This window comes from Bradyrhizobium sp. CCGB20 (genome assembly GCF_024199855.1).
In the GTDB taxonomy this organism is placed as follows: Bacteria; Pseudomonadota; Alphaproteobacteria; order Rhizobiales; family Xanthobacteraceae; genus Bradyrhizobium.
This window is the reverse complement of the sequence record NZ_JANADN010000001.1, coordinates 5,844,393-5,868,807: the sequence shown is the minus strand read 5'-3', so window position 1 is coordinate 5,868,807 and position 24,415 is coordinate 5,844,393. Positions and strand designations below refer to the sequence as shown.

Below are 24,415 nucleotides of genomic sequence, written 5' to 3'. Positions count from 1 at the left end.
CTACGATTCTCACGTGTCGTGAACTCCCGATTTAAGTCCTTTTCGCAAGGCTCTTATGCATCTTCCAGGCCAGTTATGGCCCGATCGCGATGGTTATTGTCCCCGATCAGGTAGCGCGGGACAGGACGTTTGGCAACAATGCACCCGCCCGCGACATTCGCCGAACCCCGAATGCGAGGCTTGACCAAGTCGATATGCGACCACGGAGAGCTCGATGAACAGACGCGAATTCACCCAGGCCATGCTGGCGGCGGGTGCAGCGATTCCCCTTGGCATCACACGGGCGGTGGGCCAGACCCGTGGTGGCACGCTCAATGCCATCATCCAGCCCGAACCGCCGGTGCTGGTGACCGCGATCAACCAGCAGCAGCCAACGCTGACGCTCGGCGGCAAGATCTACGAGAGCCTGCTGAAATACGGCGAAGACTTGAAGCCGATGCCGGGCATGGCGCAGTCCTGGGAGATATCGCCCGACGGCCTCACCTATACGTTCAAGCTGTTTCCCAACATCACCTTCCACGACGGCAAGCCGATGACGTCGGAAGATGTCGTCTTCAGCTGCAGGAAGGTGCTGACCGAGACGCATCCGCGCGCACGGCAGAATTTTGCCCGCGTCGCTTCCGCCGAAGCGCCCGATCCGCTCACCGTAGTGTTCAAGCTCAAGCAGCCTTTCTCACCGTTTCTCGGTTGCTTCGACTGCACCTCGGCGCCGATCGTGCCCAAGCACATCTACGAGGGCACCGATTTTCGCAAGAATCCGATGAACGACAAGGCGATCGGCACCGGGCCGTTCAAGCTGAAGGAGTGGGTGCGCGGCTCGCATGTGCATCTGGTGCGGCATGAGGGCTACTACCTGAAGGACCAGCCCTATCTCGACGAGATCGTCTATCGCATCATTCCGGATTCGGCCTCGCGCGCGCTGGCGCTGGAGAACGGAACGGTGCAGCTCACGCAGTGGTCAGATCTCCAGTTCTTCGACGTGCAGCGCTTCAAGTCGCAGAAGAATCTCGAAGTGACCACCAAGGGGTACGAATATTTCGCGCCGCATTCGTGGCTCGAGATGAACAATCGTATCGCGCCGATGAACGACAAGCGCTTTCGTCAGGCCATCATGCACCTGATCGACCGCGACGCGCTGAGCAAGCGGGTCTATTTCGGGATGGCCAAGCCCGCGACCGGCCCGATCTCGTCGAAGACGAAATTCTACGACGGCAAGGTCAAGCGCTACGACTATTCGATCGAGAAGGCCAAGGCACTGCTCGACGAGATGGGACTGAAGCCTGACGCCAACGGCAAGCGTGTCGAAATCAAGTACGTCGTACCGCCCGTGGACGAATCCTACCAGCGTGCCGGCGAATTCTTCCGCCAGAGCTTTGCCCGCGTCGGGATCGATCTCGTTTTGGTCGGCACCGACATGGCCGGCTGGGCCGAAAAGGTCGGCAACTGGGACTACGAAATGACCCAGAACCTGCTTTACCAACTCGGTGATCCCGCGCTCGGCGTCTCCCGCACCTACGTCTCCTCGAACATCAAGAAGGGCATCCTGTTCTCGAACACGCAAGGCTATTCCAACCCCGAAGTGGACAAGCTGTTCGACGAGGCCGCTGTGACGCTCGACGAGGCCAAGCGTCAGGAGCTCTATTCCAAGGTGCAAGCCATCCTGGTCGAAGACGTGCCGGTCGCCTGGACGCTGGAACTCGAATATCCCATCATCTACGACAAGGCGTTCAAGAACATCGTCTCGACTGGCATCGGCTCGCACGAAACCTTCGGGTCGGTCTACAAATCGTGATCCGTCTCGGCAGCGCGGTGACGATCGGGCTGATGGCGCTGAGCCGGATCGCCCAGCTCGTCGCCGTCATCCTCGTCATCGCCACTTTCAACTTCGTGCTGGTGCGGGCCGCCCCCGGCGACCCTGCCCAGGTCATGGCCGGGCAATCCGGCGCGGCTGATCCAAAGCTGCTCGAGGATCTGCGCAAGGAGTACGGGCTTGACAAGCCGTACGCCGTGCAGCTCGCCAGCTATCTCGGGCGTGTCGTCAGGCTCGATCTCGGCTATTCCTATCGCCAGCGTCGTGCCGTGGTCGATCTCATCCTCGAACGTCTCCCGGCGACGCTGTTGCTGACGGTGACGGCCTTCTGTCTTGCGCTGCTCATCGGTACGATACTTGGGGCGCTCGCGGGGCTCGCGGCGGGAAGCGTGCTCGACACGGTCTTCACCGTGCTTTCGCTGGTGCTCTATGCGACGCCGGTACTCTGGCTCGGGCTGATGCTCGTCCTTGTCTTTTCGGTGACGCTCGGCTGGCTGCCGCCGTTCGGCTACGAGACCATCAACGTAAAAATCTCGCCGTTCGAGCACGTGCTCGATATCGCCAAACACATGATCATGCCGGTGACCTCGCTCGCGGCGATTTATCTCGCGATCTATGCCCGGCTGATGCGCTCCTCGATCATCGAGGTCGCCCAGCAGGACTTCATCAAGACCGCACGTGCCAAGGGCCTGTCCGGCCCCAGCATCGTGGTCGGCCACATGCTGCGGAACGCGCTGGTGCCCGTTGTCACGGTCGCCGGCATGCAGGCCGGCGCGCTTGTCGGCGGCGCCGTGGTGATCGAGACCGTGTTCGCCTGGCCGGGGCTGGGGCGGCTCACTTTCGATGCCTTGCTGCAACGCGATTATCCCGTGCTGCTTGGCATCTTTCTCATCCTGTCGGTCGTGGTCATCGTGCTCAATCTGCTGACCGACCTGATTTACAGATTGATCGATCCCCGAATGACGACGGGGGCCGCATGATGGATGCAATCCGCGCCTTCCTGCGTCATCCCTCCGGCATGGTGGGTCTCGTCGTGTTGCTTGCCGTGGTGATCGTTGCGATCATCGCGCCCATCGTCTTTCCAGTCTCCCCCTGGGAAATGGTCGGTGCCCCTTTCACGCCGCCCGGTGAGGACGGACTGCTGCTCGGCGGCGACACGCTCGGTCGCGACGTCGCCGCCGGCGTTGCCTACGGCGCCCGTGTGTCGCTGGTGATCGGCATAGCCTCGGCCATGGCCGCGATGGTGATAGGCGTCACGATCGGCGCGATCTCCGGCTATTTCGGCGGCAAGGTCGATATGGTCCTGATGCGGACGACCGAGCTGTTCCAGACGATCCCGGCCTTCGTGCTCGCGATCCTGCTGGTCGCGACCTTCGCTCCGTCGCTGCTCACGATCATCTTGACCATCGGTGCGGTGAGCTGGCCGCCGTTGGCACGCCTCACTCGTGCCGAGTTCCTGCGGCTGCGCAACCGGGAATTCGTCGAGGCAGCGCTGTGTCAGGGGGAGGGCACGTTGCGCATCGTGCTCGGCCACATCCTGCCCAACGCGATCTCGCCAATCCTGGTCGTGACCTCGCTGACGGTCGCAACCGCCATCCTGCTCGAAAGCGCGCTGTCCTTCATGGGTCTCGGCGATCCCAATCTGATGTCCTGGGGTTTCATGATCGGTGCGGGCCGCACCGTCATGCGCAACGCCTGGTGGATGAGCGTATTTCCCGGGCTTGCCATCCTCATCACCGTGCTGGCGATCAATCTGTTCGGCGAGGGCCTTTCCGACGTCCTCAATCCGCGTGTGTCGAGGCGCCGGTCATGAGTGACGCCGTGCAAGCCAATGCCCCCGTGCTGTCGGTCCAAGGCCTCTCGATTGGGCTGCCCGAAGGTGGCGATCGACCGTTCGCGGTCGAGAACGTCTCTTTCGAGGTCAGGCCGAATGAGGTCGTCTGCCTTGTCGGCGAGTCCGGCTCGGGCAAGTCGATGATCGCGCACGCGGTGCTGTCGCTCCTGCCGAAGGGCGTTGAGGTCGCTTCTGGTGCAGTGACGGTCGCGGGACAGAACCCGGCAAAGCTGGACTGGCGTACGCTGCGCCGCCTGCGCGGCGGCGAAGCGGCGATGATTTTTCAGGAGCCGCTGTCCTCGCTGAACCCTCTCAAGCGCGTCGGCAAGCAGGTCGAGGAGATGATCCTCACCCATCAGCGGCCGACGCCGTCAACGAACGAAGTGCGTGAGCGCGTGCAGCAACTCCTTACACAAGTTGGTCTGCCCAATCCAAAGCTGCTCGAAAGGAGCTATCCGTTCGAGCTCTCCGGCGGCCAGCGCCAGCGCGTCATGATCGCGATGGCGATGGCCAACCGGCCTGCGCTCCTGATTGCGGATGAGCCGACCACGGCGCTCGACGTCACCACCCAACGTCAGATCCTGCGCCTGATCGACGATCTGCGCCGTGACCGCGGCATGGGCGTGCTGCTGATCACCCACGATTTCGGTGTCGTCGCCGATGTCGCCGATCGCGTCGTGGTTCTGCGCCATGGCAAGGTGGTTGAGCAGGGCACCGTCCAAGAAGTCCTGCGTCATCCCAAAGCAGACTATACCCGCGAGCTGATCGACGCCGTGCCGAAGGCGCGGCTCGACGAGATTCGCCGCGCCGCGGTCGACCCCGCACCGCTGCTCCAAGTGATCGGCCTAGAGAAGACGTTCCGGGTCAAGCGTGGCTTCCTGCAGCCGCCGCGCGAAGTCGTCGCCGCCGACGGCATCTCGCTGACCCTGCACGAGGGCGAGACGCTCGCTGTCGTCGGCGAATCCGGTTCCGGAAAATCTACGCTCGGGCGCATGATCATGCGTCTGACCGAACCCGACGGCGGTGCGATCCGCTTCAACAATCAGGATCTCCGCCAACTCCGCGGCGAGGCGCTGCGTCAGGCGCGAAAGCAGCTCCAGATCGTGTTCCAGGATCCTTTTGCGAGCCTCGATCCCCGCCAGAAGGTCGGCGATGCCGTTGCACGCGGGCCGATGGCCTATGGCACGTCGCGCGCGGACGCGATGGAGCAGGCGAAGAAGCTGTTGGTGCGAGTTGGCCTCAACGCCAATGCCGCAGATCGCTATCCTCACCAATTTTCCGGCGGCCAGCGCCAGCGCATCTGCATCGCGCGGGCGCTCGCGCTCAAGCCCCGGGTGCTGATCGCTGACGAGGCGGTGTCAGCGCTTGACGTCTCCGTACAAGCCCAGGTGCTGGCACTGCTCGCCGAGCTGCGTCAGGAGATGAAGCTCGCGATGGTCTTCATCACCCACGATTTGCGCATCGCCGCTGAGATCGCCGACCGCGTCATCGTGCTCCAGAAGGGCCGTATCGTGGAGGAGGGGGCGACCGCGGACGTCTTCAGCGCGCCGCAAGCGGCCTACACCCGCGATCTGCTCGACGCGATCCCGGGCCGCGACTTCTTCGACCAGCCGGGCTTTGCCGGTGCGGCCGGTGCAACTCCGAAAGCAAGGATCAGTTCATGACCGACAACCTCCCGCTTCCAGCCGGTGCCCGTGAGCGCATCGAAGCCGCCGTGGATGCCGCCTTCGACAAGCAGATCGACACTACGATCGCGTTTACGGCCATCCCGAGCACGCGCGCGGCGGAAGCCCCTTGTCAGGACATGTTCGCAAAGCTGCTGCGCGAGCGCGGCTATGAGGTCGACGATTGGGTCATCGACCAGGATGATCTGAAGTCGCTCCCCGGTTACGGGCCGGTTGAGACCGAGTTTTCCCGCGCGCGTTCCGTCGTCGGCACCTATCGGCCGGCGAAAGAGGAGGGCCGCTCGTTGATCCTCCAGGGCCATTGCGACGTCGTGCCCGCCGGGCCGCTCGACATGTGGGAGCGGCCGCCGTTCCAGCCCGTGGTCGAGGATGGCTGGCTCTATGGCCGCGGCGCCGGCGACATGAAGTCCGGCACCATCTCGGCGCTCTACGCGCTCGATGCGATCAAGACCGCGGGCTACAAGCCCAAGGGCCGCATTCATCTGCAGTCGGTGATCGAGGAGGAGAGCACAGGTCTCGGCGCGCTCTCGACGCTCCAGCGCGGCTACCGCGCGGACGCCTGCATCCTGCCCGAGCCGACCGACGAGAAACTGATGCGTGCCCAGGTCGGCGTGATCTGGTTCCGCCTCAAGGTGCGCGGGATACCGGTTCATGTCGCGCGCGCCGGCACCGGCTCGAACGCGATCAAGGCTGCCATCCACCTGATCCAGAAGCTCGAAGGTCTCGAGGCCGAGTGGAACGAGCGCGCCAAGACGCATCCTTCCTTCAAGTCGGTGGATCATCCGCTCAATTTCAATCCGGGTATCATCAAGGGCGGCGACTGGGCCTCCAGCGTGCCCGCCTGGTGCGATGTCGATTGCCGCATCGGCGTGCTGCCCGGCTGGAAGATCGCCGACGCCCAGGCCGAGATCGTGGATTTCGTCGCCAAGGCGGCGCGCTCGCATCCGTTCCTCGCCAACAACCCGCCGCAGATCGTCTGGTCCGGCTTCCTGTCGCCGGGCTACGAGGCCACCGAGATTCAGGAGAGCGAAGCGGTTCTGGCTCCGGTCTACGAGCACGTGTTCGGCCGCAAGCTGACCAGCTTCTCGTCAACCGCGCTGACCGATGCGCGCTTCTATGGTCTCGATTTCGGCGTTCCGGCGTTCTGCTTCGGCGCCACGATGGAGGGAGCGCACGGCTTCAACGAGCGCGTCGATCTCGCCTCGGTGAAGCGGGTGACCAAGGCGCTTGCGTTGTTCACCGCGAGCTGGTGCGGGATCGAAGCCAAGTAGTCGAGAAGGAAACTCACCACAAAACGGAGGTTCGCGAATGGACAGCCAGGGTGCGGGCGGCAAGCCGCCGGTCAAGACGCAAGAGGATCTGCGGGCCCATTTCGGGCAGCTCAGCCCGCTAGCCGAGAAGAAGGTTCTCCACCATCTCGACAAGTTCTGCCGCGACTTCATCGCGCTGTCGCCGTTCCTTGTCCTCGCCACCAGCGACGGCAATGGCCACGCCGATGCCAGCCCCCGCGGCGACGCGCCGGGCTTCGTCGCCGTGCTTGACGACAAGACGCTGCTGATCCCCGACCGGCGCGGCAACAACCGCGTCGATACCTTCGGCAACATCATCGCCTCGCCCGGCATCGGCCTGATCTTCCTGGTGCCGGGGATCAACGAGACGCTGCGCGTCAACGGGCGCGCCGAGATATCGCAGGATGCCGAGCTGCTGACGCCCCTCGCGGTGCAGAACGTCGTCCCTGTCATCGGGCTGAAGGTTCAAGTCGAGGAAACCTATTTCCACTGCGGCAAGGCATTGATGCGCTCGAAGCTGTGGAACCCGGCCGCGCAGGTCGAGCGCAACAGCTTTCCGACGCTCGGCCGGATCATTGCCGAGCAAACCGCGGCGATCGCGGTCGAAGAGGCCGAGAAGACGATGGAAGAAGGCTACCGCACGAGGCTCTACTGAGAGTAGCAGATCTGACGTCTTGGCGGCAACGAGCCGGCACACTCTTCGATTGCGAGAAGAGCCCGCAATTTTGAGTGCTAAACGATGGTTTTCAGATAGAGACCCGGATCAAAATATTTCGAAGCCGGCGTGAAGTCCTTGATACCGGCATTAGCCATGAAGAAATCCGTCGATTGCTGCAGCCAATTGGTGACCGTGCCGTCTGAATACATGCGCTTCCAGTCCTTCGAAGTGAACATCTTCTGGGCCTTGAACGACTCGTTGATATCGGCCATCGGGGTTTGGCTGTAATGGCCCTTCTGCAGCCTCTCCATTGCTTCGGTACTGTTGGCGACAATGTAGTCGTTGGCGTCTGCCCACCCACGGATCAACTTCGCAAGTGTTTCCTTGTTTGGCTCGTAATAGTCGTTGGCTGCCGCCCAGCCGCCGATGATCGCTGCCTTCGGATAATAGGCTGACGCATCGGCGAGCTTGACCGCGCCCGGTACTTTGTCGCGCACCGTCACGTTGAAGGGCACCCAGAGCGCGACGGCAGGCACTGCGCCGGAAATGAAGGCGGTTACGGCGGCTGGCATGGTCTGGTTGACGAGCTCGACCTCCTTGGGATCGACCTTGTTGGCGCGAAGCGCGGTATCCAAGAACACATGCGCAGTGGTGCCGGTCGCGGTCGCGATGCGCTTGCCCTTCAAATCCGCGAACGTCTTGATGCCCTGGTCACCGCGAACCCACAGCTGAGCGGTTGCGACCTCGATGTCGTTGATCAAAAAAACCTTGCCTTGGCCGCGGGCAGGGAAGTTCGAGAGCACGGCGCCCGTCGCCAGCACGTCGAGGCTGCCGCCGATCAGCGCTTGGAAGATTTCGAGGCCGGTGTTGAATTGTCGCAGCTCGAGATCGAGGCCCTGCTTTTCGAAGGAGCCGCGGTCCATGCCGGTCCAGATCTGGCCGTCGACGGCGACGGTGTGGAGGTAGCCGACGCGAACTTTTGTCTTGGCCTGCGCGATCGCGGGCGCTGCGGCGGTGAACGTGCCGAGTGCAAGGCCTGCCGTCGTGGTCAGAAATTGCCGCCGATCCATGATGTGTCCTCCGTTTTGCTTGTTATTCCGAGAATGAGACTGGACGCATCTGCGCCTGCTGGGCGCGGTACTCGTCCATCACGAGCTGCTTGATGTAGCTGCGCAGTTCACTGAATTCGGGCCGCTCCTGGATCGATTCGTCTCGCGGATAGGCGAACGGCACGTCGATGATTTCCCGGATGCGCGCCGGTCGCGCGGTCACCACCACGATGCGGGAGGCGAGGTAGATCGCCTCTTCCACGGAGTGGGTGATCAGCATCACCGTCTTGCCCTCGGTAGCGAGCACGTTGAGCAGGAGGTTCTGCATGTTGGAGCGGGTCTGCGCATCGAGCGCGCCGAACGGCTCGTCCATCAGCAGGAACTGCGGCTTGACGGCATAGGCGCGCGCGATCGCGAGCCGCTGGCGCATGCCGCCGGACAGATGCTTAGGATAGGAGTTGGCGAAGTCCGATAGCCCCATCAGGCCGAGATAATGGTCGCAGATCGCGTCGCGCTCGACCGTCGGGACATGGTTGGCGCTGAGCGTCAAGCCGAAGGCAATGTTCTTCTTCACCGTCAGCCACGGGAACACTCCATATTCCTGGAAGATGACGCCGCGCTCGGGACCGGGGCCGACGACGGGGCGCCCGTCGAACAACACGTTACCGGTCGTCGGCTTCTGGAAGCCGGCGAGCATGCTCATCATCGTCGTCTTGCCGCAGCCGGATGGGCCGATCACGGCGATGAAATCGCCGTCGTTGATGTCGTAGCTGACGTTCTCGACGACGTTGAGGCGCCCCTTCGCTGTATCAAAGGACAACGAAACGTTTTCGAACTGTGCACGCTTAATCATGCGACGGCCCGATCCTGCCAGACCAATAGCCGCGCCGTGATCTTGCGCAAGATCACGTCCATGATCAGCGCGATCAGGCCGATGCAGATGATGCCGACGTAGATAACGTCGAGCAGGAAGTAGGTCGAAGCGTTCTGAATCATGGCGCCGAGTCCACGCTGGGCCGCGATCAGCTCGGATGCGACCAGCGTTGCCCAGGCTACGCCCAACGCGACGCGCAGTGCGGTGAGTATATGCGGGACGGTGAGGGGAATGATCACCTTGCGGAAAATCTCCGCCTGATTGGCGCCGAGCGTCTGCGCCACGCGGATGTAGAGCGGCGTGATCTGCGAGACGCCCTCATACATCACGATCACGCCGGAGAAGAACGAGGCGTAGAACAGGATGACGAGCTTTGCGACCTCGTCGACGCCGAAATAGACGATCACCAGCGGGATCAGCGCGATCGGCGGCAGCGCGCGGAAGAAGTTGATCATGGGATCCGCGAAGGTGCGCGCCGGGCGATACCAGCCGAGCAGGAAGCCGACCGGGACGGCGACGAGTATGCCCAGCGAGACGCCGAAGAAGACGCGACGGGTCGAGGCGAAGACGTCGATCAGCAGGCCTTCCTTGGTGAGGAGCTCAACAAACTTTGCCGCAACCTGATGCGGTGCGGGGATCAGCGTGACGTTGACAAAACCGCTCCAGCGTACGGCGTACCAGAGCAGGATCGCACCGATCCACGGTGTCAATCCGAGAACAAAGCGTCTCACGCCAGCTCCGTCCATTCGACGCGTCCACCCAGATAGCGATTGATGTTTTCAGAGGTCATATTATAAATAGGATGACCATACAAGAGGCGCCTTTGGTCGTAGGTGCCGCAGGCTTTTCGCGCATGACATCGCCTCCCTTCACCATCCGCAGCGTTGAAGCCTTCGGCTTCCGATACCCGCTGAAGACGCAGGTCATCACCTCGTTCGGGCGGATGGCGGACCGGCCGGCCGTTTTCGTCCGGGTCGAGGATACCGACGGTTACGTGGGCTGGGGCGAGGTATGGTGCAACTTTCCAGCGCCGGGCGCCGAGCATCGTGTTCGCCTCGTCAACGAGGTGTTGGCGCCGGCCCTTGTCGGATTCAAGGCGGAGCGGCCTTCGGATACGTTCGCACGCCTGACGCAGGGAACCGCGGTGCTCGCGTTGCAATCCGGCGAGGCGGGGCCGTTCGCGCAGTCGATCGCCGGCATCGATCTCGCGGTCTGGGATCTCCACGCGCGTCGCCAGAACGTTGCGTTATGGAAGCTGCTCGGCGGATCGCGGAACCAGATCAAGGTCTACGCCAGTGGCATCAATCCAATCGGGTCGGAGCAAGCCGCTGAAGCCGCGCTCGGCCGTGGCTACCGCGCCTTGAAGCTGAAGATCGGCTTCGACCCGGCGGCCGACCGCGCCAATCTCACAGCGCTGCGCCGGCTTGTCGGCGATGGGATGCTCGCAGCCGACGTCAATCAGGGTTGGACTATCGCGCAGGCGCTCGAGCTTGCGCCGCAGCTCGCGCATTTCGGACTTGCCTGGCTCGAGGAGCCGCTTGTCGCCGACCGCCCGCGGCAGGAATGGCAGCAGCTGTACGAAGCCATCCGCTTTCCACTCGCGGCCGGCGAGAACATCGCAAGTCACGCGGGCTTTGCCGAGGTGCTGGGCGAGCCGGTTCTCGGTGTCGTTCAGCCCGATATCGCCAAGTGGGGCGGGCTGTCGGCTTGCGTGGGCATTGCCCGCGACATTCTGAAGTCGGGCAAAATGTTCTGCCCTCACTATCTCGGTGCCGGCATTGGCCTCTTGGCATCGGCGCATCTTCTGGCCGGCGTCGGCGGCGACGGCCTGCTGGAGGTCGATAGCAACGAGAATCCGCTGCGCGATCTCTTCTGCGGGCCGGTGCTTGATGTCCGGGACGGAATGATCGAGCTTGGCGACGAGGCTGGTCTTGGCATTACGCCCGATCTTGCGTCGATCGAACAGTACCGGACGCTGTGATGTCCAGGCAAAGCTACGACTACATCATCGTCGGCGCGGGATCGGCCGGCTGCGTGGTTGCAAACCGGTTGTCGGCCGATCCGACCTGCCGCGTGTTGCTGCTGGAGGCGGGCGGATCGGATCGGAACTTTTGGCTGAAACTTCCGGTCGGGTACTACCGGACTATCTACAATGAACGCTTCTCGCGCCTGTTCAGGACCGATCCGTCGGAAGGAAGCGGCGGGCGCGCCATCGTCTGGCCGCGCGGGCGCGTGCTCGGTGGATCCTCGTCGATTAACGGGCTGATCTTCATCCGCGGCCAGCACGAGGATTTTGATGATTGGGAACGCCTCGGCGCCGATGGCTGGAGCTATCGCGAAGTGCTGCCCTACTTCCGGCGCTACGAGCGCTATCGTGGCGGCGAGAGCCAGTTTCACGGCGGCCTCGGCGAGTTCGAGGTCTCTGATCTCCGCAACGACAATCCGGCATCACACGCCTGGGTCGAGGCGGGCGTGCAGTTCGGCCTGCCGCGCAATCCCGACTTCAACGGCGCGACGACGCTCGGCGTGGGCACCTATCAGCTCGGCATCGGGCGGCATTGGCGGACCAGCTCGGCATCCGCGTTTCTTCGGCCCATCGCCGACCGGCCCAATCTTTCCATCACCACGCACGCACAGGTGAGCAAGGTTACCTTTGCCGGCCGCGTCGCGACCGGCGTCGAGTGGATCAGCAATGGGCAGGTGCACAACGCTGCGGCCGATCGCGAGGTCATCCTGTCCGGTGGCGCGTTGCAGTCGCCGCAGATACTCCAGCTCTCCGGCGTCGGTCCGGCCGATCTGCTCCGCAAGCACGACATTCCCGTCATCGCCGACTCGCCCGAAGTCGGCGCCAATCTGCAGGACCATTATCAGGCCCGGCTGATCGTGCGCCTGAAAGAGCGCATCTCGCTCAATGACCAAGTCCGCAATCCCGTCGAGCTTGCGAAGATGGGGTTGCAATGGATGCTGGCGGGCAGGGGGCCTTTGACCGTAGGAGCGGGGCAGGTGGGTGGCGCGGCCTGCACCGAATTCGCGCTTGATGGCCGTCCAGACGTGCAGTTCAACGTGATGCCGCTCTCGGTCGACAAGCCCGGCGAGCCACTGCACAGCTATTCCGGTTTCACAGCCTCGGTCTGGCAGTGCCACGGACAGTCGCGCGGGCAGCTTGCGATCAGCTCGGCCGATCCGTTCGAGCAGCCGCGGATCGCGCCCAACTATTTTGCCGAGGAGATCGATCGCAAAACCATGGTTGCGGGCCTAAAGATCTTGCGCGAGATATATCAGCAAAAGGCGTTTCGTCCGCTCTGGGACGTCGAAATGGTGCCGGGCGAATCCGCAAGCAACGACGCCGGGCTGTGGGATTTTGCGCGGACCACCGGCGGCACCGTGTTTCACTGCGTCGGGACCTGTCGCATGGGCCGAGACGAGGCAGCCGTGCTCGATCCGCAACTGCGCGTGCGCGGCGTTGAACGGCTCCGGGTGATCGATGCCTCGGTGATGCCGCAGATCACCTCGGCCAACACCAATGCGACCAGCCTGATGATCGGCGAACGCGGTGCAGCCCTTGTCATGGCCTAATTGGGCCGCCTGATTTCTGGAGGACGAGATGGAATTGAGTTCCGATAGTCACGTCCCCAAATACGCGCAGATTGCGGATATCTTCCGCCAGCGGATCGCGCGCGGCATCTGGACCCAGGGCTTTCGCCTGCCGGCCAACGAGGAGCTGGCGACCGAATTCGGCGTGTCGCGAGTCACGATAAGGCAGGCCGTCGAGCTGCTCGCCCGGGACGGCGTCATCGAGGCGCAGCAGGGCCGCGGCACCTTCGTCACCGGGACCGTGCGGCAGGATCGCTGGCTCAAGGTCGAGACTACTTTATCCGACCTCGCGGACATGTATCGCGACACCTCGCCGGAGATCATCAATATCTCGGAAAGCCGCAGCGATGCGCCACTGCTTCCCGAAGACGGCAAGCCGGCCGAGAAGTACGTATTCATGCGCCGCCTGCATTCGCGCGAAAAGCAGCCTTACTGCGTCATTTCTATTTATCTCGACGAGAAGATTTTTCGCAGGTCACCAAAACGCTTTCGCAACGAGACCGTGATTCCAATTCTCAATGATCTCAGGGATCCCGCCATCGCCAGCGCCCGTCAGACCCTGACGATCGGCACCGCGGATATCGAAGCGGCGCGGCTGCTGCGCGTGCCCCTGAACTCGCCGGTTGCCGAAGTCCGCCGTGTCTTCACAGCCAGGGACCGTACCGTGATCTATCTCGGCGAAGTGACCTATCGAGGTGATTTCGTGCGGATCGACATGGACCTGCGGCCGTAACGGGTTTACCGGGAAAACAGCTCCTGGTTCCGGCGCTCGAGCTCCTCTCCGTAAGTCCGTAGCACATGCGACTCGCTCAAGGTGCCGATCGCGGCGCGATGGTCGGCTCGGTCCACGACGGCGAGAACGTCGGCCTCGCTCCGTTCGAAAGCCTTCAAGATCTCGCGGACCGAGGTGGTCGGCAGCAGGCATTCGTCCTGCTGCTGCGCCAGCGATCCCAACGGTTCGTCGTCCTGGTTGGCGACGGAATGCAGCGTCGCGGCCGCGACGATGCCGGCATAGATGCCGTTGGCATCGCGCAGCACGACTTGGCGGACCTGCGCCGGGGAAAACAGCTTTTGCGCTTCGCCGATCGGCATTGTCGTCAGCGCGTTCTCGAAGTCGGTGCGCATCAGCGAGGCTGCGCTCATCTGCCGGACCCAGCCGATGTCCTGCGGGCCGCGGATCGCCTCGCCGCGCAGATGGAAGCGCCATGTCGCGAAGCTGTAGCCGAACAGCTCCCGGACGATCAGCGCGCAGACCGTTGACGCAACGACGGCCCCGACGGTCACGGAGAAATCGCCGGTGATCTCCAGTGCGAGACAGACCATGCTGAATGGCGCTCCCAGCACGCCGGTCCCGAGCGCGGCGAGCGCTGCGATGGCCGCCGTGCCGGGCTGGAGGGCGAGCGTGGGAAGCGGGCCGCTCAGCGCGACGCTGTAGAGCTGCCCGATCAGCGCGCCGAGCAGCAGCGAAGCGAAGAACAGGCCGCCACGAAAGCCGGAGCCCAGCGAGATGGCGGAGGCCAGGATCTTGAGCACGATGGTCGTCGTGAGCAGGAGCCCGGTCGGATTGCTGACCAGCAGGATCTGCATTGCGCCGTGGCCGGCGCCCAGCACGGTCGGGGTCAGCAGAGCAAAGCCGCCGAGGAGAAAGCCTCCGAGGATTGGCCGCATCAATCCCTTGAACAGCGTGACGCGCTGGAAGCAGCGTTCCGAGAACGCGACCGCGAGCATGACAAGGATGCTGACGAACGCGCAGATGATGCCAATCAGTACGGTTTGCCCGATCATCTCGACCGACACGGGCGAGGGGAAGCCGGGTACCATCAGAAAGGACTGGTGTGTCAATTGCCGCGCGACCAGCCACGCGGTGACGGCGCTTGCGATGACGGGTACGAGGGCGGCGGAAGTGTAGGCACCCAGCACGACCTCGAAGGCGTAGAAGGCGCCGGCCAGCGGCGCCGAGAACGCCGCGCTGATGGCGCCCGCAGCGCCACAAGCCACCAACAGCCGCATGTCGTTGCGCCGCGCGGCCAGGCGTTGGCCGACGTGCGAGCCGAACATCGAGCAGATCTGGGTGTAGCCGGCTTCCAGTCCGACCGATCCACCGAACCCGTTGGACAGCAGGGTCTGGATCGAGATCAGAAGGCTGCCCCGAAACGACACCCGGCCGCCGTAGAGAGCGTTGGCCTCGATGGCGTCGGCGAGTTGCTGGCCCTTCACCCTTCGCGCGAAATACAGTCCTATCAACGCGAGCACCAGGCCGCCAAGCATCGGGATCAGCAGCGTGCGCTGCCAGGAAATCACGCCGGTGGCGCTGAGATGCGCGTCGAAGGGAATGTCGAACAGCAGTGCGTGCGAAACCTGGCTAAGCTGGAAATCGCAGCGACCAGGACGCCGCTGAGGCATCCGACGACGATGGCGACCAGGACGAGGCCGGTCTCGCGATTGCGCACGAAATTGCGCAGAAAGAGCGGCAGCAGACGGATCCCGGGAGCTTGGGTCGGCTTCGAGGCATGCGGCGCCATCCTATGCCGGATCCCGCAGCGGTTCAGCGCGCACGACACGGAAGCCGATATTGCTCGACGAGGAGTCGGGCGTGTTGGAGCTTCGCGCCGCAACGCGGTAGCGGTTGCAGTAGGACTCGTGGCAGAGGAAGGACCCGCCGCGCATCGATCGGTTGGGAGCTGGCTCGTGGTTCAAGGGGTCTCGTGATGGCGTGAGGCGGTGATAGCTCGGCGAAAAATAGTCCTCGCACCATTCCCAGACATTTCCGGCGACATTGTGCAGGCCATAGCCGTTCTGCGTGAAGACGTGAACGGGCGCCGTGCCGAAATAGCCGTCGTCCATGCTGTTACGATCAGGAAAATCGCCCTGCCAGATGTTGCATCGATGCTCGCCGCCGGGCTGCAGCTCATTGCCCCAAGGGTAGGTCGCCTGATCCAATCCGCCGCGCGCGGCCATCTCCCATTCCGCTTCGGTCGGCAGGCGCGTGCCCGACCATGCGCAATAGGCCTGCGCATCATTCCAGGAGACATGGACCACCGGGTGATCGAGCCGTTCGAGGACGCTACTCGACGGCCCCTCCGGCTGCGCCCAATAGGCATGCAGTACCTGGATCCACCACGGTGTTTCCTGGACGCGGGTCGTGTGCGCCGCTCGCGTCACCTTCGGCAAAAGTCCGTCGAAGACAAAGCTCCAGCCGTAGCGCTCAGCTTCTGTGATGTAACCCGTTGTACGGACGAAGTCGCCGAATTGTAGATTGCTCACGGCGTGGCAAGAAATCGCAAAGGACGACAACGTGACTGATCGCGCCGGGCCTTCGCCGTCTTCGACAAAGCCCTTGTCAGCCGATCCCATGTGGAAGGTTCCACCGATCAGTTTGCTCCAGCGGCGCGGGATTGCGGTCGGACTGGGAAGGATCGCTGCTTGCGCATCATCGATCGCCGCCGGTGCCCTGTCGGCGGCGCCTTGAGTGCAGCAGTGCGACCGATCCCTCGTCATGTCCTATTTCTGCTTCTCTTCCTCCCAAAAGGCTGTCCCGCCTTCCGCCTTCATCAGCTCGAGAATCTTTTCGCGCGGGATCACGCCGCAACGGCTGGCCCATTGCTGATACTGCGCGGTCATCTCGCGGACGCGATCCGGATGCTGCGCGGCCAGATCGTTCATCTCGGTCCGGTCCGTTTCCATGTCGTAGAGCTCCCACGGTCCTGGATATTTCCGCACCAGCTTCCACTTGCCGACGCGCACGGCCGCATTGCCCTCGTGCTCCCAGAATAGCGGGCCACGGTTGCCATAGGCCGCCGCGAATGACGGCACAAGGCTCTCACCCTCGCAGGGCAGGATGGCGTTGCCGTTGTACTCCTTGGGGTAGGTGGCGCCGGTGACGTCGAGGATGGTCGCCATCACGTCGGTGAGCTGGCTCGGATTGTGCCGCAGGCCGCCCTTTTCGGAGATGCCGCGCGGCCAGTGCACGATGAACGGCGTTGCGATGCCGCCTTCGTGGATCCAGTGCTTGTAGAGCCGAAATGGCGTGTTGGAGAGATTGGCCCACGCCGTGCCGTAGCTCTGATAGGTGTCTTCGGCGCCGGGCATCAGGGTTGGATCATTGCCGAAGCGCACTGGCTTGCCGTCGCGCGTTTTGGCCTTGGCGATCATCAGCTGGTCCACCAGCTCCTTTGCGGTGACGCCTTCCGGAATGTCCTCGGCGCAGGCGCCGTTGTCGGACAGGAAAATGATCAGCGTGTTGTCCATCTGGCCGGTCTCTTCCAGCGCCTTCAGGATGCGGCCGATACCCTGGTCCATGCGGTCGATCTGGGCCGCATAGACCTCCATGCAACGTAGCGTCCATTCGCGCTGCTCGGCGTCGGTCCACGGCGGCTGGGTCGGGTCGCGATCGGTCAGGCGCCAGTTCGGATGGATGATGCCGTCATCGACGAGGCGCTTGAGGCGTTCTTCCCGCAGCTTGTCCCAGCCCGCATCGAAACGGCCTTTGTATTTGGCGATATCCTCGTCATGGGCATGGAGCGGCCAGTGCGGCGCCGTGTAGGCGACATACTGGAAGAACGGCGCGTTAGGCTTCTCCGCCTTGTGCTGGCGGATGAAGGCGGCGGCCTGGTCGCTGATCGCGTCCGTATAGAAAAACGATGGATCTTTTTCAGCCTCGTGCTCGATATTGTCGTTGCCGCGCGTCAGCGTGTTTGGATGATAGAAGCTGCCGGCGCCGATGATGGTGCCATAGAAATGGTCGAACCCACGCTGCATCGGCCAGGCGTCGGTTGGTTCGGTGAGGCTGCTGGCGATGTGCCATTTGCCGCTTAGATAGGACGTGTAGTTCCGGCTCTTCAGCGCCTCGGCGATCGTCACGCAGCTCTTGTTGAGGTTGCCGGCATAGCCCTCGGGTCCGTTGCTGTAGGTGAGGATGCCGATACCGGTCTGGTGCGGGTGCAGGCCGGTCAGGAGCGAGGCGCGCGAGGGGCTGCAGCGGGCGGTGTTGTAGAACTGCGAATAGCGCAGCCCGTTGGCCGCGAGTCGGTCGAGGTTCGGCGTCTGGATCTCGCCGCCGTAACAGCCGATGTCCGAAAAGCCCATGTCGTCGTTGAGGATGAGCAGGATGTTCGGACTTTCCGGGGTCTTTGCGCCGTTCGGCATGTTTGTGTCCTCGTGATTGACGTGTGGCGTAGTTAGTGGCGGCGCGTCAGGCTGATGCTGAGGCGGAAATATTTCGGCAGATAGACGGCGCGCAGCAGCTCCAGCGCCCGTCCGTCCTTGCCGAAGGTGACGCGCTCGATGGCGAGCAGCGGCGAGCCGACTTTCACGCCGAGCAGCTTGGCGCTGCTGGCGTCGGCGAGATCAGCGCTGATGGTCTGCTGCGCATCCTTGATGGCGAGGCCAAGCTCGTCCTCGAAGACGCGGTACATGATGATCGAGATCAGATCGCGCTTCTCGAGCTCGAGACCGATGTCCGGCGGATAGAAGGCGTGCTCGATCGCGATCGGCGTGTCGTCCGCGAGCCGGAGGCGTCGGAGCTGCCAGACGGCTCGTTCGCGAAGTTGCTCGCGAACGGCGGCGTCGTGCCGGTTGGTCATGCCCTGCTGCAGGATCCTTGCACCGGCCTGGTAGCCAGCGTCGCGGATCGTTTCCGAGAATCCCATGAGGTGGCCGACCCAGTTCTCGGGCTGGTTCGAGCGCAGGAAGGTGCCGCGGCCGCGCGAGCGGTCGAACATGCCTTCATTCACGAGGGGCGCGATGGCGTTGCGGATGGTGATGCGGCTGACACCGAAATGACGGCCGAGCTCGGCTTCGGTCATCAGGCGGCCGGTCCCGTCGATCAGCTTGCCGTCGCGCACCTGGCTGCGAATGGATTCGCGGATTTGGATATGCAGGGGCGTCGAGCCTTCCGCGACGACGTCGCTGCCGAGCGGTGCCGGTTTCTTCTTGCGCGTTTGAACAGCCATGGTGTCAGAGCCGCATGCGTGTCGCTGGATCGAACAGGTGAATGTCTTGCGGTCGGGCCGTGATCGAGATCGTGTCGCCTTCGCCGGGAATGTTGCCGTCGGCGACGCGCATGCGGATCATGGTGCCGGCGCAGTCGAGATCGAGCACGGCGGTATCTCCGAGGTCCTCGATCAGGTCGACGCGCGCGCCGAGACCGCCCTCCGTCATGCGCAGGGCGCCGGGGCGAAGCCCGACCACCACGTCGCGCTCACCCGCGGTCGTGGTCGTCGTCTTGAGACGATGGCCGCCGGCGACAATGACGTCGCCATTCACGTAACGGGCGGGGACGAGGTTCATTGGGGGATTGCCGATGAAGCCGGCGATGTCGATCGAGTTCGGGCGCGCGAACACTTCCGCGGGCGTCCCGACCTGCTGGATCTCGCCGGACATGAACACCGCCATGCGGTCGGCGAGCGTCATGGCCTCTTCCTGGTCGTGGGTGACGTAGACTGCGGTGACGCCCAGCGAGCGCTGCAGCTTCTTCAACTCGGCGCGGGTCTCAAGCCGCAGCTTGGCGTCGAGGTTCGACAGCGGCTCGTCGAGCAGGAACAGGCGCGCCTTGCGCACGATGGCGCGGGCCAGCGCGCAGCGCTGCTGCTGGCCGCCCGAGAGCTGGCCGGGCTTGCGGTCGAGCAGGTGATCGATCTTCACCTTGCGTGCCGCATCCTTCACGGCGGGCGTGATCTCGGCCTTCGGCAGCTTGGCCATCTCCAGCGGGAAGGCGATGTTCTCGGCCACCGTCATGTGCGGGTAGAGCGCGTAGCTCTGGAACACCATCGCGATGTCGCGGTCGCGCGCATCGGTCGAGGTGACATCCTTGTCGTCGATCAGCACGCGGCCGGCGGTCGGCGCATCCAGGCCCGCGAGGATGCGCAACGTGGTGCTCTTGCCCGAGCCGGAGGGGCCGAGCAGAGCGAAGAACTCGCCCGGCTTGATGTCGAAATTGACGCCCTTGAGCGCGGCGAACTCGCCGTGCATCTTGACGATGTTGCGAAAACTGACCTGACCCTGGCCGCTCATCGTCGCCCCCCGCCCTTGACTGCACCGACCGTCAGGCCCTTCACGATATGCTTCTGTGCGACCACGCCGAGCACGACGACAGGCAGCATGGCAAGGACCGAGACCGCTGCGAGCTTGGCCCACAGCGTCTGCTCGACGGAGACGAAATTGAACATGGCGACCGTGACCGGACGCACCGTGTTGCCGCTGAGCACGACGGCGAACAGGAACTCGTTCCACGCATTGAGGCACACGAACACGACGGTCACAGCGATGCCGCCGCGGACCTGCGGAATGATGATGCGCCACAATGTCTTCAGTCGGCTAGCACCGTCGAGATAGGCGGCTTCCTCCATCTCGAAGGGAATGTCCTCGAAATAGGAGACAAGCAGCCAGATCGCGAAAGGCAGGGAGAACGACAGGTAGATCAGGATGATGCCCTGATAGGTGTCGATCCAGCCAATGTTCCGCAGCACCAGGAAGTAGGGGATGATGATGCCGACCGGCGGCAGCATCTGCGTCGCCAACACGTAAAAGCCCGCGAACTTCTTGCCGCGAAAGCGCAAGCGCGCCAGCGCATAGGCCGCTGGCACCGCCATCAGCATGGTGACGATGGTGGTGCCGACCGAGATGATGACGCTGGAGAGGAGGTTCGGCAGGATCGATCCCGAGCCGAACAGCACGTCGCGATAGGCTTCGAGTGTCGGTGCGAACACCAGCTTGGGCGGATAGGCCAGCACGTCGGAGTCGGTCTTGAGCGAGTTCAGCACGCTCCAGATGATCGGGAATGCCCAGGCCAGCAGGAAGACCATGGAGATCGCGAGCAAGGCGATAACGCGAAAGCGCTTTGCAGTCATTTCGCCCTCCGCATCGCAAACAGGATGCCGGAGATGATGATGGTCACGATCAAGAGCGCCACCGCGAGCGCCGAGCCGTAGCCGATCGACAGCTCGGTGAAGGATTTCCGGTAGGCATAGAGATTGAGGATCTCGGTCGCCGTGCCGGGGCCGCCCGCGGTGACGGTGAAGATCGCGGCGAACGCGGTCAGCGCCACCATCGTCCGCATGATGATAACCATCACGATTGCGGGGCGCAGCAAGGGCAGGGTGATGCGACGGAAACGCTGCCAGGCGGAGGCACGGTCGAGCCGCGCGGCCTCGTAGATGTCCTCGGGCAGAGAGGCCAGCGAAGCCAGCAGCACCATGAACGCGAACGGCGTCCACTGCCAGGTATGGATCGCGATCACCGAGACCATCGCGAGCGTGGGATCGCCGAGCCAGTTCTTGCTGCCGAGCCCCGCATTGATCGCTAGGAAATCGACGATGCCGAATTCGGGGGCCAGCATGAAGGTGCGCCAGATCATGCCGACCACGGCCGGCGACAGCACCACAGGCAGGATGGCGATAACCCTGAACCAGCCCTGGCCGCGCTTCATGTCCATGACCAGCAAGGCGAGCGCCAGCCCGATGATGACCTGGAGCGCGACGGTCGAGCCGGTATAGACGAGGCTCACCAGCAGCGAGGTCCAGAAGCGCTCGTCGGCAAGCAGCACCTGGTAGTTCTCGAACCCGACGAAGCCGTTGGTGAACGGCATCGCCAGATCCATCCGGAACGCGCTGGTATAGACCAGGAAGAGAAGCGGAAACGTCGTCGTGGCGAGCAGGGCGAGAAACGCCGGTGCAAGCAAAGCTGCTGCAAACCGGCGCTCGCGCTGCGCCAATACGCGGCCGAAATCGCTGCGAGGCGCCTCACTCGCAATGTCGACCGATGTCACCGCTGTCGTCGCCATGGCTCAGCCGCGCATCATTGGCTCGATGCGGCGCTGCGCATCGTCCAGGGCGGCCTTGATCGTGGCCTGGCCGGAGAGGGCCGACTGGATCGCGGTCGCCATGGTGTCGCCGATCGCCGGCCATTGCGGCACGCGCGGACGCCAATCGACATCGGTGTCGTCCTGCAAGGCGCCCATCGTGGCCTCGACGAAGTTCTCGCCAAAGCCGTTCATCAGCTTGATGTAGTCAGCATCCTTCCAAACCGAGGTGCGGTTGACGCCGGAACGCTTGGTGGGACCAGCGAAACGATGCGAGGTGCGCGCCTGGGTCTCGGCGCTCGCGGCCCACTGGATGAACAGCCAGGTGGCCTTCCGCTTCTTCTCCGGCAGCGCGGAATTGATTGGGAAACCCCAGTTCCAGATCGAAGTGGTGCGCTTGCCCGAGGGCCCCTTCGGCCAACGGGCATAGGCGACCTTGCCGATCACTTTCGACTTCTCGGGATTGTTGATCACCGAGGCCGACGAGTGCGCATCGATGTAGCTGGCAACGGTGCCTTGCGAGAAGGCATCCGCGATATCCGGCCAGTTCCAGTTCGCCGCCGCGGTCGGCGCGTATTTCTTCATAATATCGACGTACCAGGCGAGCGCCGCCTCGGCCTCGGGGCCGTTGACGGTGAGCTTGCCGCCCTTCATCCAGTCGCCGCCGAATTCGCGGAAGATCGACGGATAAATGTACATGTTCTGGCCCGCGCCGGCGACGCCGCGCAGCGCCGCGCCCCAGACGCGATCGTTCGGCGTGTTCAACGCTGCGGCATTAGACATATAGGCTTCAAGCGTATCGGCCGGCTTCAGGCCCTTCGCATCGTAGAGATCCTTGCGATAGACCTGGATTGTGACCTCGCCGTCATAGGGCATGCCGTAAAGCTTGCCGTCGATGCCGTTGGCGCTGCGCCAGGCCGGAATGATGTCGTCGAGCTTGAACCAGGCCTGATCGGTCAGCGCCTTGTCGTTCAGATAAGTGTCGAGCGGCTCGACCCATTTGTTCGCGGCGTAGAGCGCATAATACATGGGGTCTGCGGCGTGGGTCGCGTAGGTGCCGGTCTTCGAGGTCAGGTCGATGACGCTCTTCTGCCGGATCTGCGCCGGCGGAATCTTTTCGAAGCGGACGTCGATGCCGGTCAGCGCCTTGAACTGCGGCGCCAGCGTGATCAGGTTTTCGAAATAGCTCGCCGGGATCACCGCGACAGTAATGGTCTCGCCGGAAACCTGTTGCCAGTCGATCTGCGCGGATTTGTAGGGCGCGAGGTCGGCGTCCTGTGCGGATGCGTGCCGTAGGATGCCAGGCCCAAACGTCGCCAGAGCCGCAGCCGCGGTTCCGGTTTTGAGTAGTGTTCGTCGCGTCGGCTTGAATGACGTCATGCTGTCCTCCCGAAAATCCGGATTTTTCCGGTTAGTAGGGACATTTGCCTAAATGTTATAACAAGTCAATCGGGGGGAGGTTCGGTCGAGGAACCGGCGAATGACGGCGGTGAGGAGTGACGCCGGCGGAGCTGGAGCCCACCGTGCTAGATCCAGACGGCATAGGCGCATCTATCGTGCGCGCAACGAGATCGTATCAGTTGGGGTTTTCCAGGCTGAACCTGTCCGACTGCTCGTCATAGGCGAACAGCTGGGCATAGCGCCCCAAGACACCACCGTCCTCAGCGTCTCCTCCGCATAGTCCTCGGACATGTAGTCCTCGAGCTTGTTGCGGAACCGCGCCGAACGGGCGGTATGCGAGGGACGCTCGTCGAGCACGCGACGAATCAATCCCGTCAGAGGCACGTAAGCGACGAGATGTTCTTTCCGCTCTTGCGTGATCGCCAGACATCGCAGCGAAGCGGAGATCTTGAACCCGCTGCGAGCCCGCGATCCCGAAAGTCAGGTTGGCGAGTTTTGGGGCGTCCCTTCGGGAACGATGGTGCGGACGATACTCTGATCAAGCGCTTCGTAGTCCGAATATCCGATGGTGCGATAGAGCTCGGCGCGGGTCTGCATCGAATCGAGCATTCCGTGCGTGCCATGGTCGCGCTTCAAGGCAGCGTAAAGGTTTTCCTGCGCGCGCGCGGCAACGCGCAATGACGAAACCGGCCAGATCACCATCTTGTAGCCCATCGCCTCGAATTCGGGCGCCGTAAAGAAGGGCGTTCGACCGAACTCCGTCATGTTGGCCAGCAAGGGGACGTCAGGCATGCGGCGCGAAAATTCCCTGAACATCTCGGAGGTGGTCAGCGCTTCCGGGAAAATGGCGTCGGCTCCTGCCTCGATATAGAGCCGGGCGCGCGCAACAGCCCCTTCAATCCCTTCTTCCGCTGCGGCGTCCGTGCGCGCCACGATATAGAGATGGTGGCGGGCCTTTGCGGCCGCGGCGATCTTCGTGGCGAAATCGCGGGGATCCGCGAGCTTCTTGTCGTTGAGATGCCCGCACTTCTTTGGCAAGAGCTGATCCTCCAGCTGTACCGCAGCCGCGCCCGCGTCTTCGAACACGCGCACCATGTGCATGACGTTGAGCACTTCGCCATAGCCGGTGTCGCCATCCGCCAGGATGGGAAGGTCGGCTGCGCGCTTGAGCTGACGTATGAAGAACGCGACCTCATCCACGGTGATGATGCCAAGATCCGGAATGCCCATGGACGCGGTCATCGCTGCGCCCGACAGATAGAGAGCGCCGAAACCGGCCTGCTTGGCCTGCAGCGCTGCCATTCCGTTGTGGGCACCGGGCATTGCCAGAATGCCGGGACGCGCAAGAAGATCGCGAAACCGAAGGCCCGGGGTGCGCGAGTTGGTGTCGGCTGAAGTCAGATAGGTCATTGGTGAGGGCTCCG

General features: G+C 63.3%; 21 protein-coding genes and 1 pseudogene. 9 read left to right on the top strand and 13 right to left on the bottom strand.

What is annotated here, in order from left to right; translation table 11 throughout:
* The first annotated feature begins 214 nt into the window (after positions 1 to 214).
* From NLM15_RS27520 to NLM15_RS27495, 6 genes are read left to right on the top strand one after another with little or no spacing between them, the layout of a single operon-like run.
* Positions 215 to 1,792 carry an ABC transporter substrate-binding protein gene (locus NLM15_RS27520; protein ID WP_254120605.1) on the top strand — a complete coding sequence of 526 codons (1,578 nt, stop codon included), beginning with the start codon at positions 215 to 217 and terminating at the stop codon, positions 1,790 to 1,792.
* The gene (locus tag NLM15_RS27515) at positions 1,789 to 2,790 is read left to right on the top strand and encodes an ABC transporter permease (protein ID WP_254120603.1); all 1,002 of its coding nucleotides are present in this window, start codon (positions 1,789 to 1,791) and stop codon (positions 2,788 to 2,790) included. The genes NLM15_RS27520 and NLM15_RS27515 overlap by 4 nt, the downstream gene beginning before the upstream one ends.
* Positions 2,790 to 3,623: an ABC transporter permease gene (locus NLM15_RS27510; protein ID WP_254124435.1), complete on the top strand. Its 834-nt coding sequence runs from the start codon at positions 2,790 to 2,792 to the stop codon at positions 3,621 to 3,623. The genes NLM15_RS27515 and NLM15_RS27510 overlap by 1 nt, the downstream gene beginning before the upstream one ends.
* Entirely contained in the window at positions 3,620 to 5,308 is a 1,689-nt protein-coding gene (locus NLM15_RS27505; RefSeq protein ID WP_254120601.1) for an ABC transporter ATP-binding protein, read from the top strand. Before NLM15_RS27510 ends, NLM15_RS27505 begins: the two co-directional genes overlap by 4 nt.
* Positions 5,305 to 6,600 (top strand): ArgE/DapE family deacylase, encoded by a 1,296-nt coding sequence (locus NLM15_RS27500; protein ID WP_254120599.1) that lies wholly within the window; start codon positions 5,305 to 5,307, stop codon positions 6,598 to 6,600. The genes NLM15_RS27505 and NLM15_RS27500 overlap by 4 nt, the downstream gene beginning before the upstream one ends.
* A gap of 37 nt (positions 6,601 to 6,637) precedes the next feature.
* Positions 6,638 to 7,273: a pyridoxamine 5'-phosphate oxidase family protein gene (locus tag NLM15_RS27495; RefSeq protein ID WP_254120597.1), complete on the top strand. Its 636-nt coding sequence runs from the start codon at positions 6,638 to 6,640 to the stop codon at positions 7,271 to 7,273.
* Positions 7,274 to 7,350: 77 nt separating this feature from the next.
* Here the strand turns inward: NLM15_RS27495 and NLM15_RS27490 are convergent, their stop codons facing one another.
* The 3 genes from NLM15_RS27490 to NLM15_RS27480 are packed head-to-tail and all read right to left on the bottom strand — an operon-like array spanning position 7,351 to position 9,930.
* The gene (locus NLM15_RS27490) at positions 7,351 to 8,346 is read right to left on the bottom strand and encodes an ABC transporter substrate-binding protein (protein ID WP_254120595.1); all 996 of its coding nucleotides are present in this window, start codon (positions 8,344 to 8,346) and stop codon (positions 7,351 to 7,353) included.
* A 22-nt stretch (positions 8,347 to 8,368) separates the two neighbouring features.
* Complete coding sequence (locus NLM15_RS27485; protein WP_254120593.1) at positions 8,369 to 9,178, bottom strand: ABC transporter ATP-binding protein; 810 nt, start codon at positions 9,176 to 9,178, stop codon at positions 8,369 to 8,371.
* A complete protein-coding gene (locus NLM15_RS27480; protein WP_375166862.1) occupies positions 9,175 to 9,930 on the bottom strand; it encodes an ABC transporter permease in 756 nt (251 codons plus the stop codon). The genes NLM15_RS27485 and NLM15_RS27480 overlap by 4 nt, the downstream gene beginning before the upstream one ends.
* A 122-nt stretch (positions 9,931 to 10,052) precedes the next feature.
* Between NLM15_RS27480 and NLM15_RS27475 the strand changes: the two genes are divergently transcribed.
* From NLM15_RS27475 to NLM15_RS27465, 3 genes are read left to right on the top strand one after another with little or no spacing between them, the layout of a single operon-like run.
* Positions 10,053 to 11,180 carry a mandelate racemase/muconate lactonizing enzyme family protein gene (locus NLM15_RS27475; RefSeq protein WP_254120589.1) on the top strand — a complete coding sequence of 376 codons (1,128 nt, stop codon included), beginning with the start codon at positions 10,053 to 10,055 and terminating at the stop codon, positions 11,178 to 11,180.
* A complete protein-coding gene (locus tag NLM15_RS27470) occupies positions 11,180 to 12,775 on the top strand; it encodes a GMC family oxidoreductase (protein ID WP_254120587.1) in 1,596 nt (531 codons plus the stop codon). The genes NLM15_RS27475 and NLM15_RS27470 overlap by 1 nt, the downstream gene beginning before the upstream one ends.
* 28 nt (positions 12,776 to 12,803) lie before the next feature.
* The gene (locus tag NLM15_RS27465; RefSeq protein ID WP_254120585.1) at positions 12,804 to 13,526 is read left to right on the top strand and encodes a GntR family transcriptional regulator; all 723 of its coding nucleotides are present in this window, start codon (positions 12,804 to 12,806) and stop codon (positions 13,524 to 13,526) included.
* A 5-nt stretch (positions 13,527 to 13,531) separates the two neighbouring features.
* On the opposite strand, the gene NLM15_RS27460 is transcribed toward NLM15_RS27465, so the two are convergent.
* The 10 genes and pseudogenes from NLM15_RS27460 to prpB form a co-directional block, all read right to left on the bottom strand.
* Positions 13,532 to 15,196: a chloride channel protein gene (locus NLM15_RS27460; RefSeq protein WP_254120583.1), complete on the bottom strand. Its 1,665-nt coding sequence runs from the start codon at positions 15,194 to 15,196 to the stop codon at positions 13,532 to 13,534.
* Between the two features lie 120 nt (positions 15,197 to 15,316).
* Complete coding sequence (locus NLM15_RS27455) at positions 15,317 to 16,291, bottom strand: formylglycine-generating enzyme family protein (RefSeq protein WP_254120581.1); 975 nt, start codon at positions 16,289 to 16,291, stop codon at positions 15,317 to 15,319.
* A gap of 3 nt (positions 16,292 to 16,294) precedes the next feature.
* Positions 16,295 to 17,938 carry an arylsulfatase gene (locus NLM15_RS27450; RefSeq protein WP_254120580.1) on the bottom strand — a complete coding sequence of 548 codons (1,644 nt, stop codon included), beginning with the start codon at positions 17,936 to 17,938 and terminating at the stop codon, positions 16,295 to 16,297.
* Positions 17,939 to 17,970: 32 nt separating this feature from the next.
* Entirely contained in the window at positions 17,971 to 18,744 is a 774-nt protein-coding gene (locus NLM15_RS27445) for a GntR family transcriptional regulator (RefSeq protein WP_254120578.1), read from the bottom strand.
* A gap of 4 nt (positions 18,745 to 18,748) precedes the next feature.
* Complete coding sequence (locus NLM15_RS27440; RefSeq protein ID WP_254120576.1) at positions 18,749 to 19,804, bottom strand: ABC transporter ATP-binding protein; 1,056 nt, start codon at positions 19,802 to 19,804, stop codon at positions 18,749 to 18,751.
* Positions 19,801 to 20,640 (bottom strand): carbohydrate ABC transporter permease, encoded by an 840-nt coding sequence (locus NLM15_RS27435; RefSeq protein WP_254120574.1) that lies wholly within the window; start codon positions 20,638 to 20,640, stop codon positions 19,801 to 19,803. The genes NLM15_RS27440 and NLM15_RS27435 overlap by 4 nt, the downstream gene beginning before the upstream one ends.
* Complete coding sequence (locus NLM15_RS27430; protein WP_254120572.1) at positions 20,637 to 21,572, bottom strand: carbohydrate ABC transporter permease; 936 nt, start codon at positions 21,570 to 21,572, stop codon at positions 20,637 to 20,639. Before NLM15_RS27430 ends, NLM15_RS27435 begins: the two co-directional genes overlap by 4 nt.
* Positions 21,573 to 21,575: 3 nt before the next feature.
* On the bottom strand, positions 21,576 to 22,970 hold the full coding sequence (locus tag NLM15_RS27425; protein WP_254120571.1) for a sugar ABC transporter substrate-binding protein: 1,395 nt from the start codon (positions 22,968 to 22,970) through the stop codon (positions 21,576 to 21,578).
* Between the two features lie 196 nt (positions 22,971 to 23,166).
* A pseudogene (locus NLM15_RS27420) lies at positions 23,167 to 23,408 on the bottom strand (AAA-associated domain-containing protein); the annotation flags it as partial.
* A 63-nt stretch (positions 23,409 to 23,471) separates the two neighbouring features.
* Positions 23,472 to 24,401, bottom strand: coding sequence for a methylisocitrate lyase (gene prpB, locus NLM15_RS27415; RefSeq protein ID WP_254120569.1), 930 nt, complete (start codon positions 24,399 to 24,401; stop codon positions 23,472 to 23,474).
* Positions 24,402 to 24,415 lie beyond the last annotated feature (14 nt).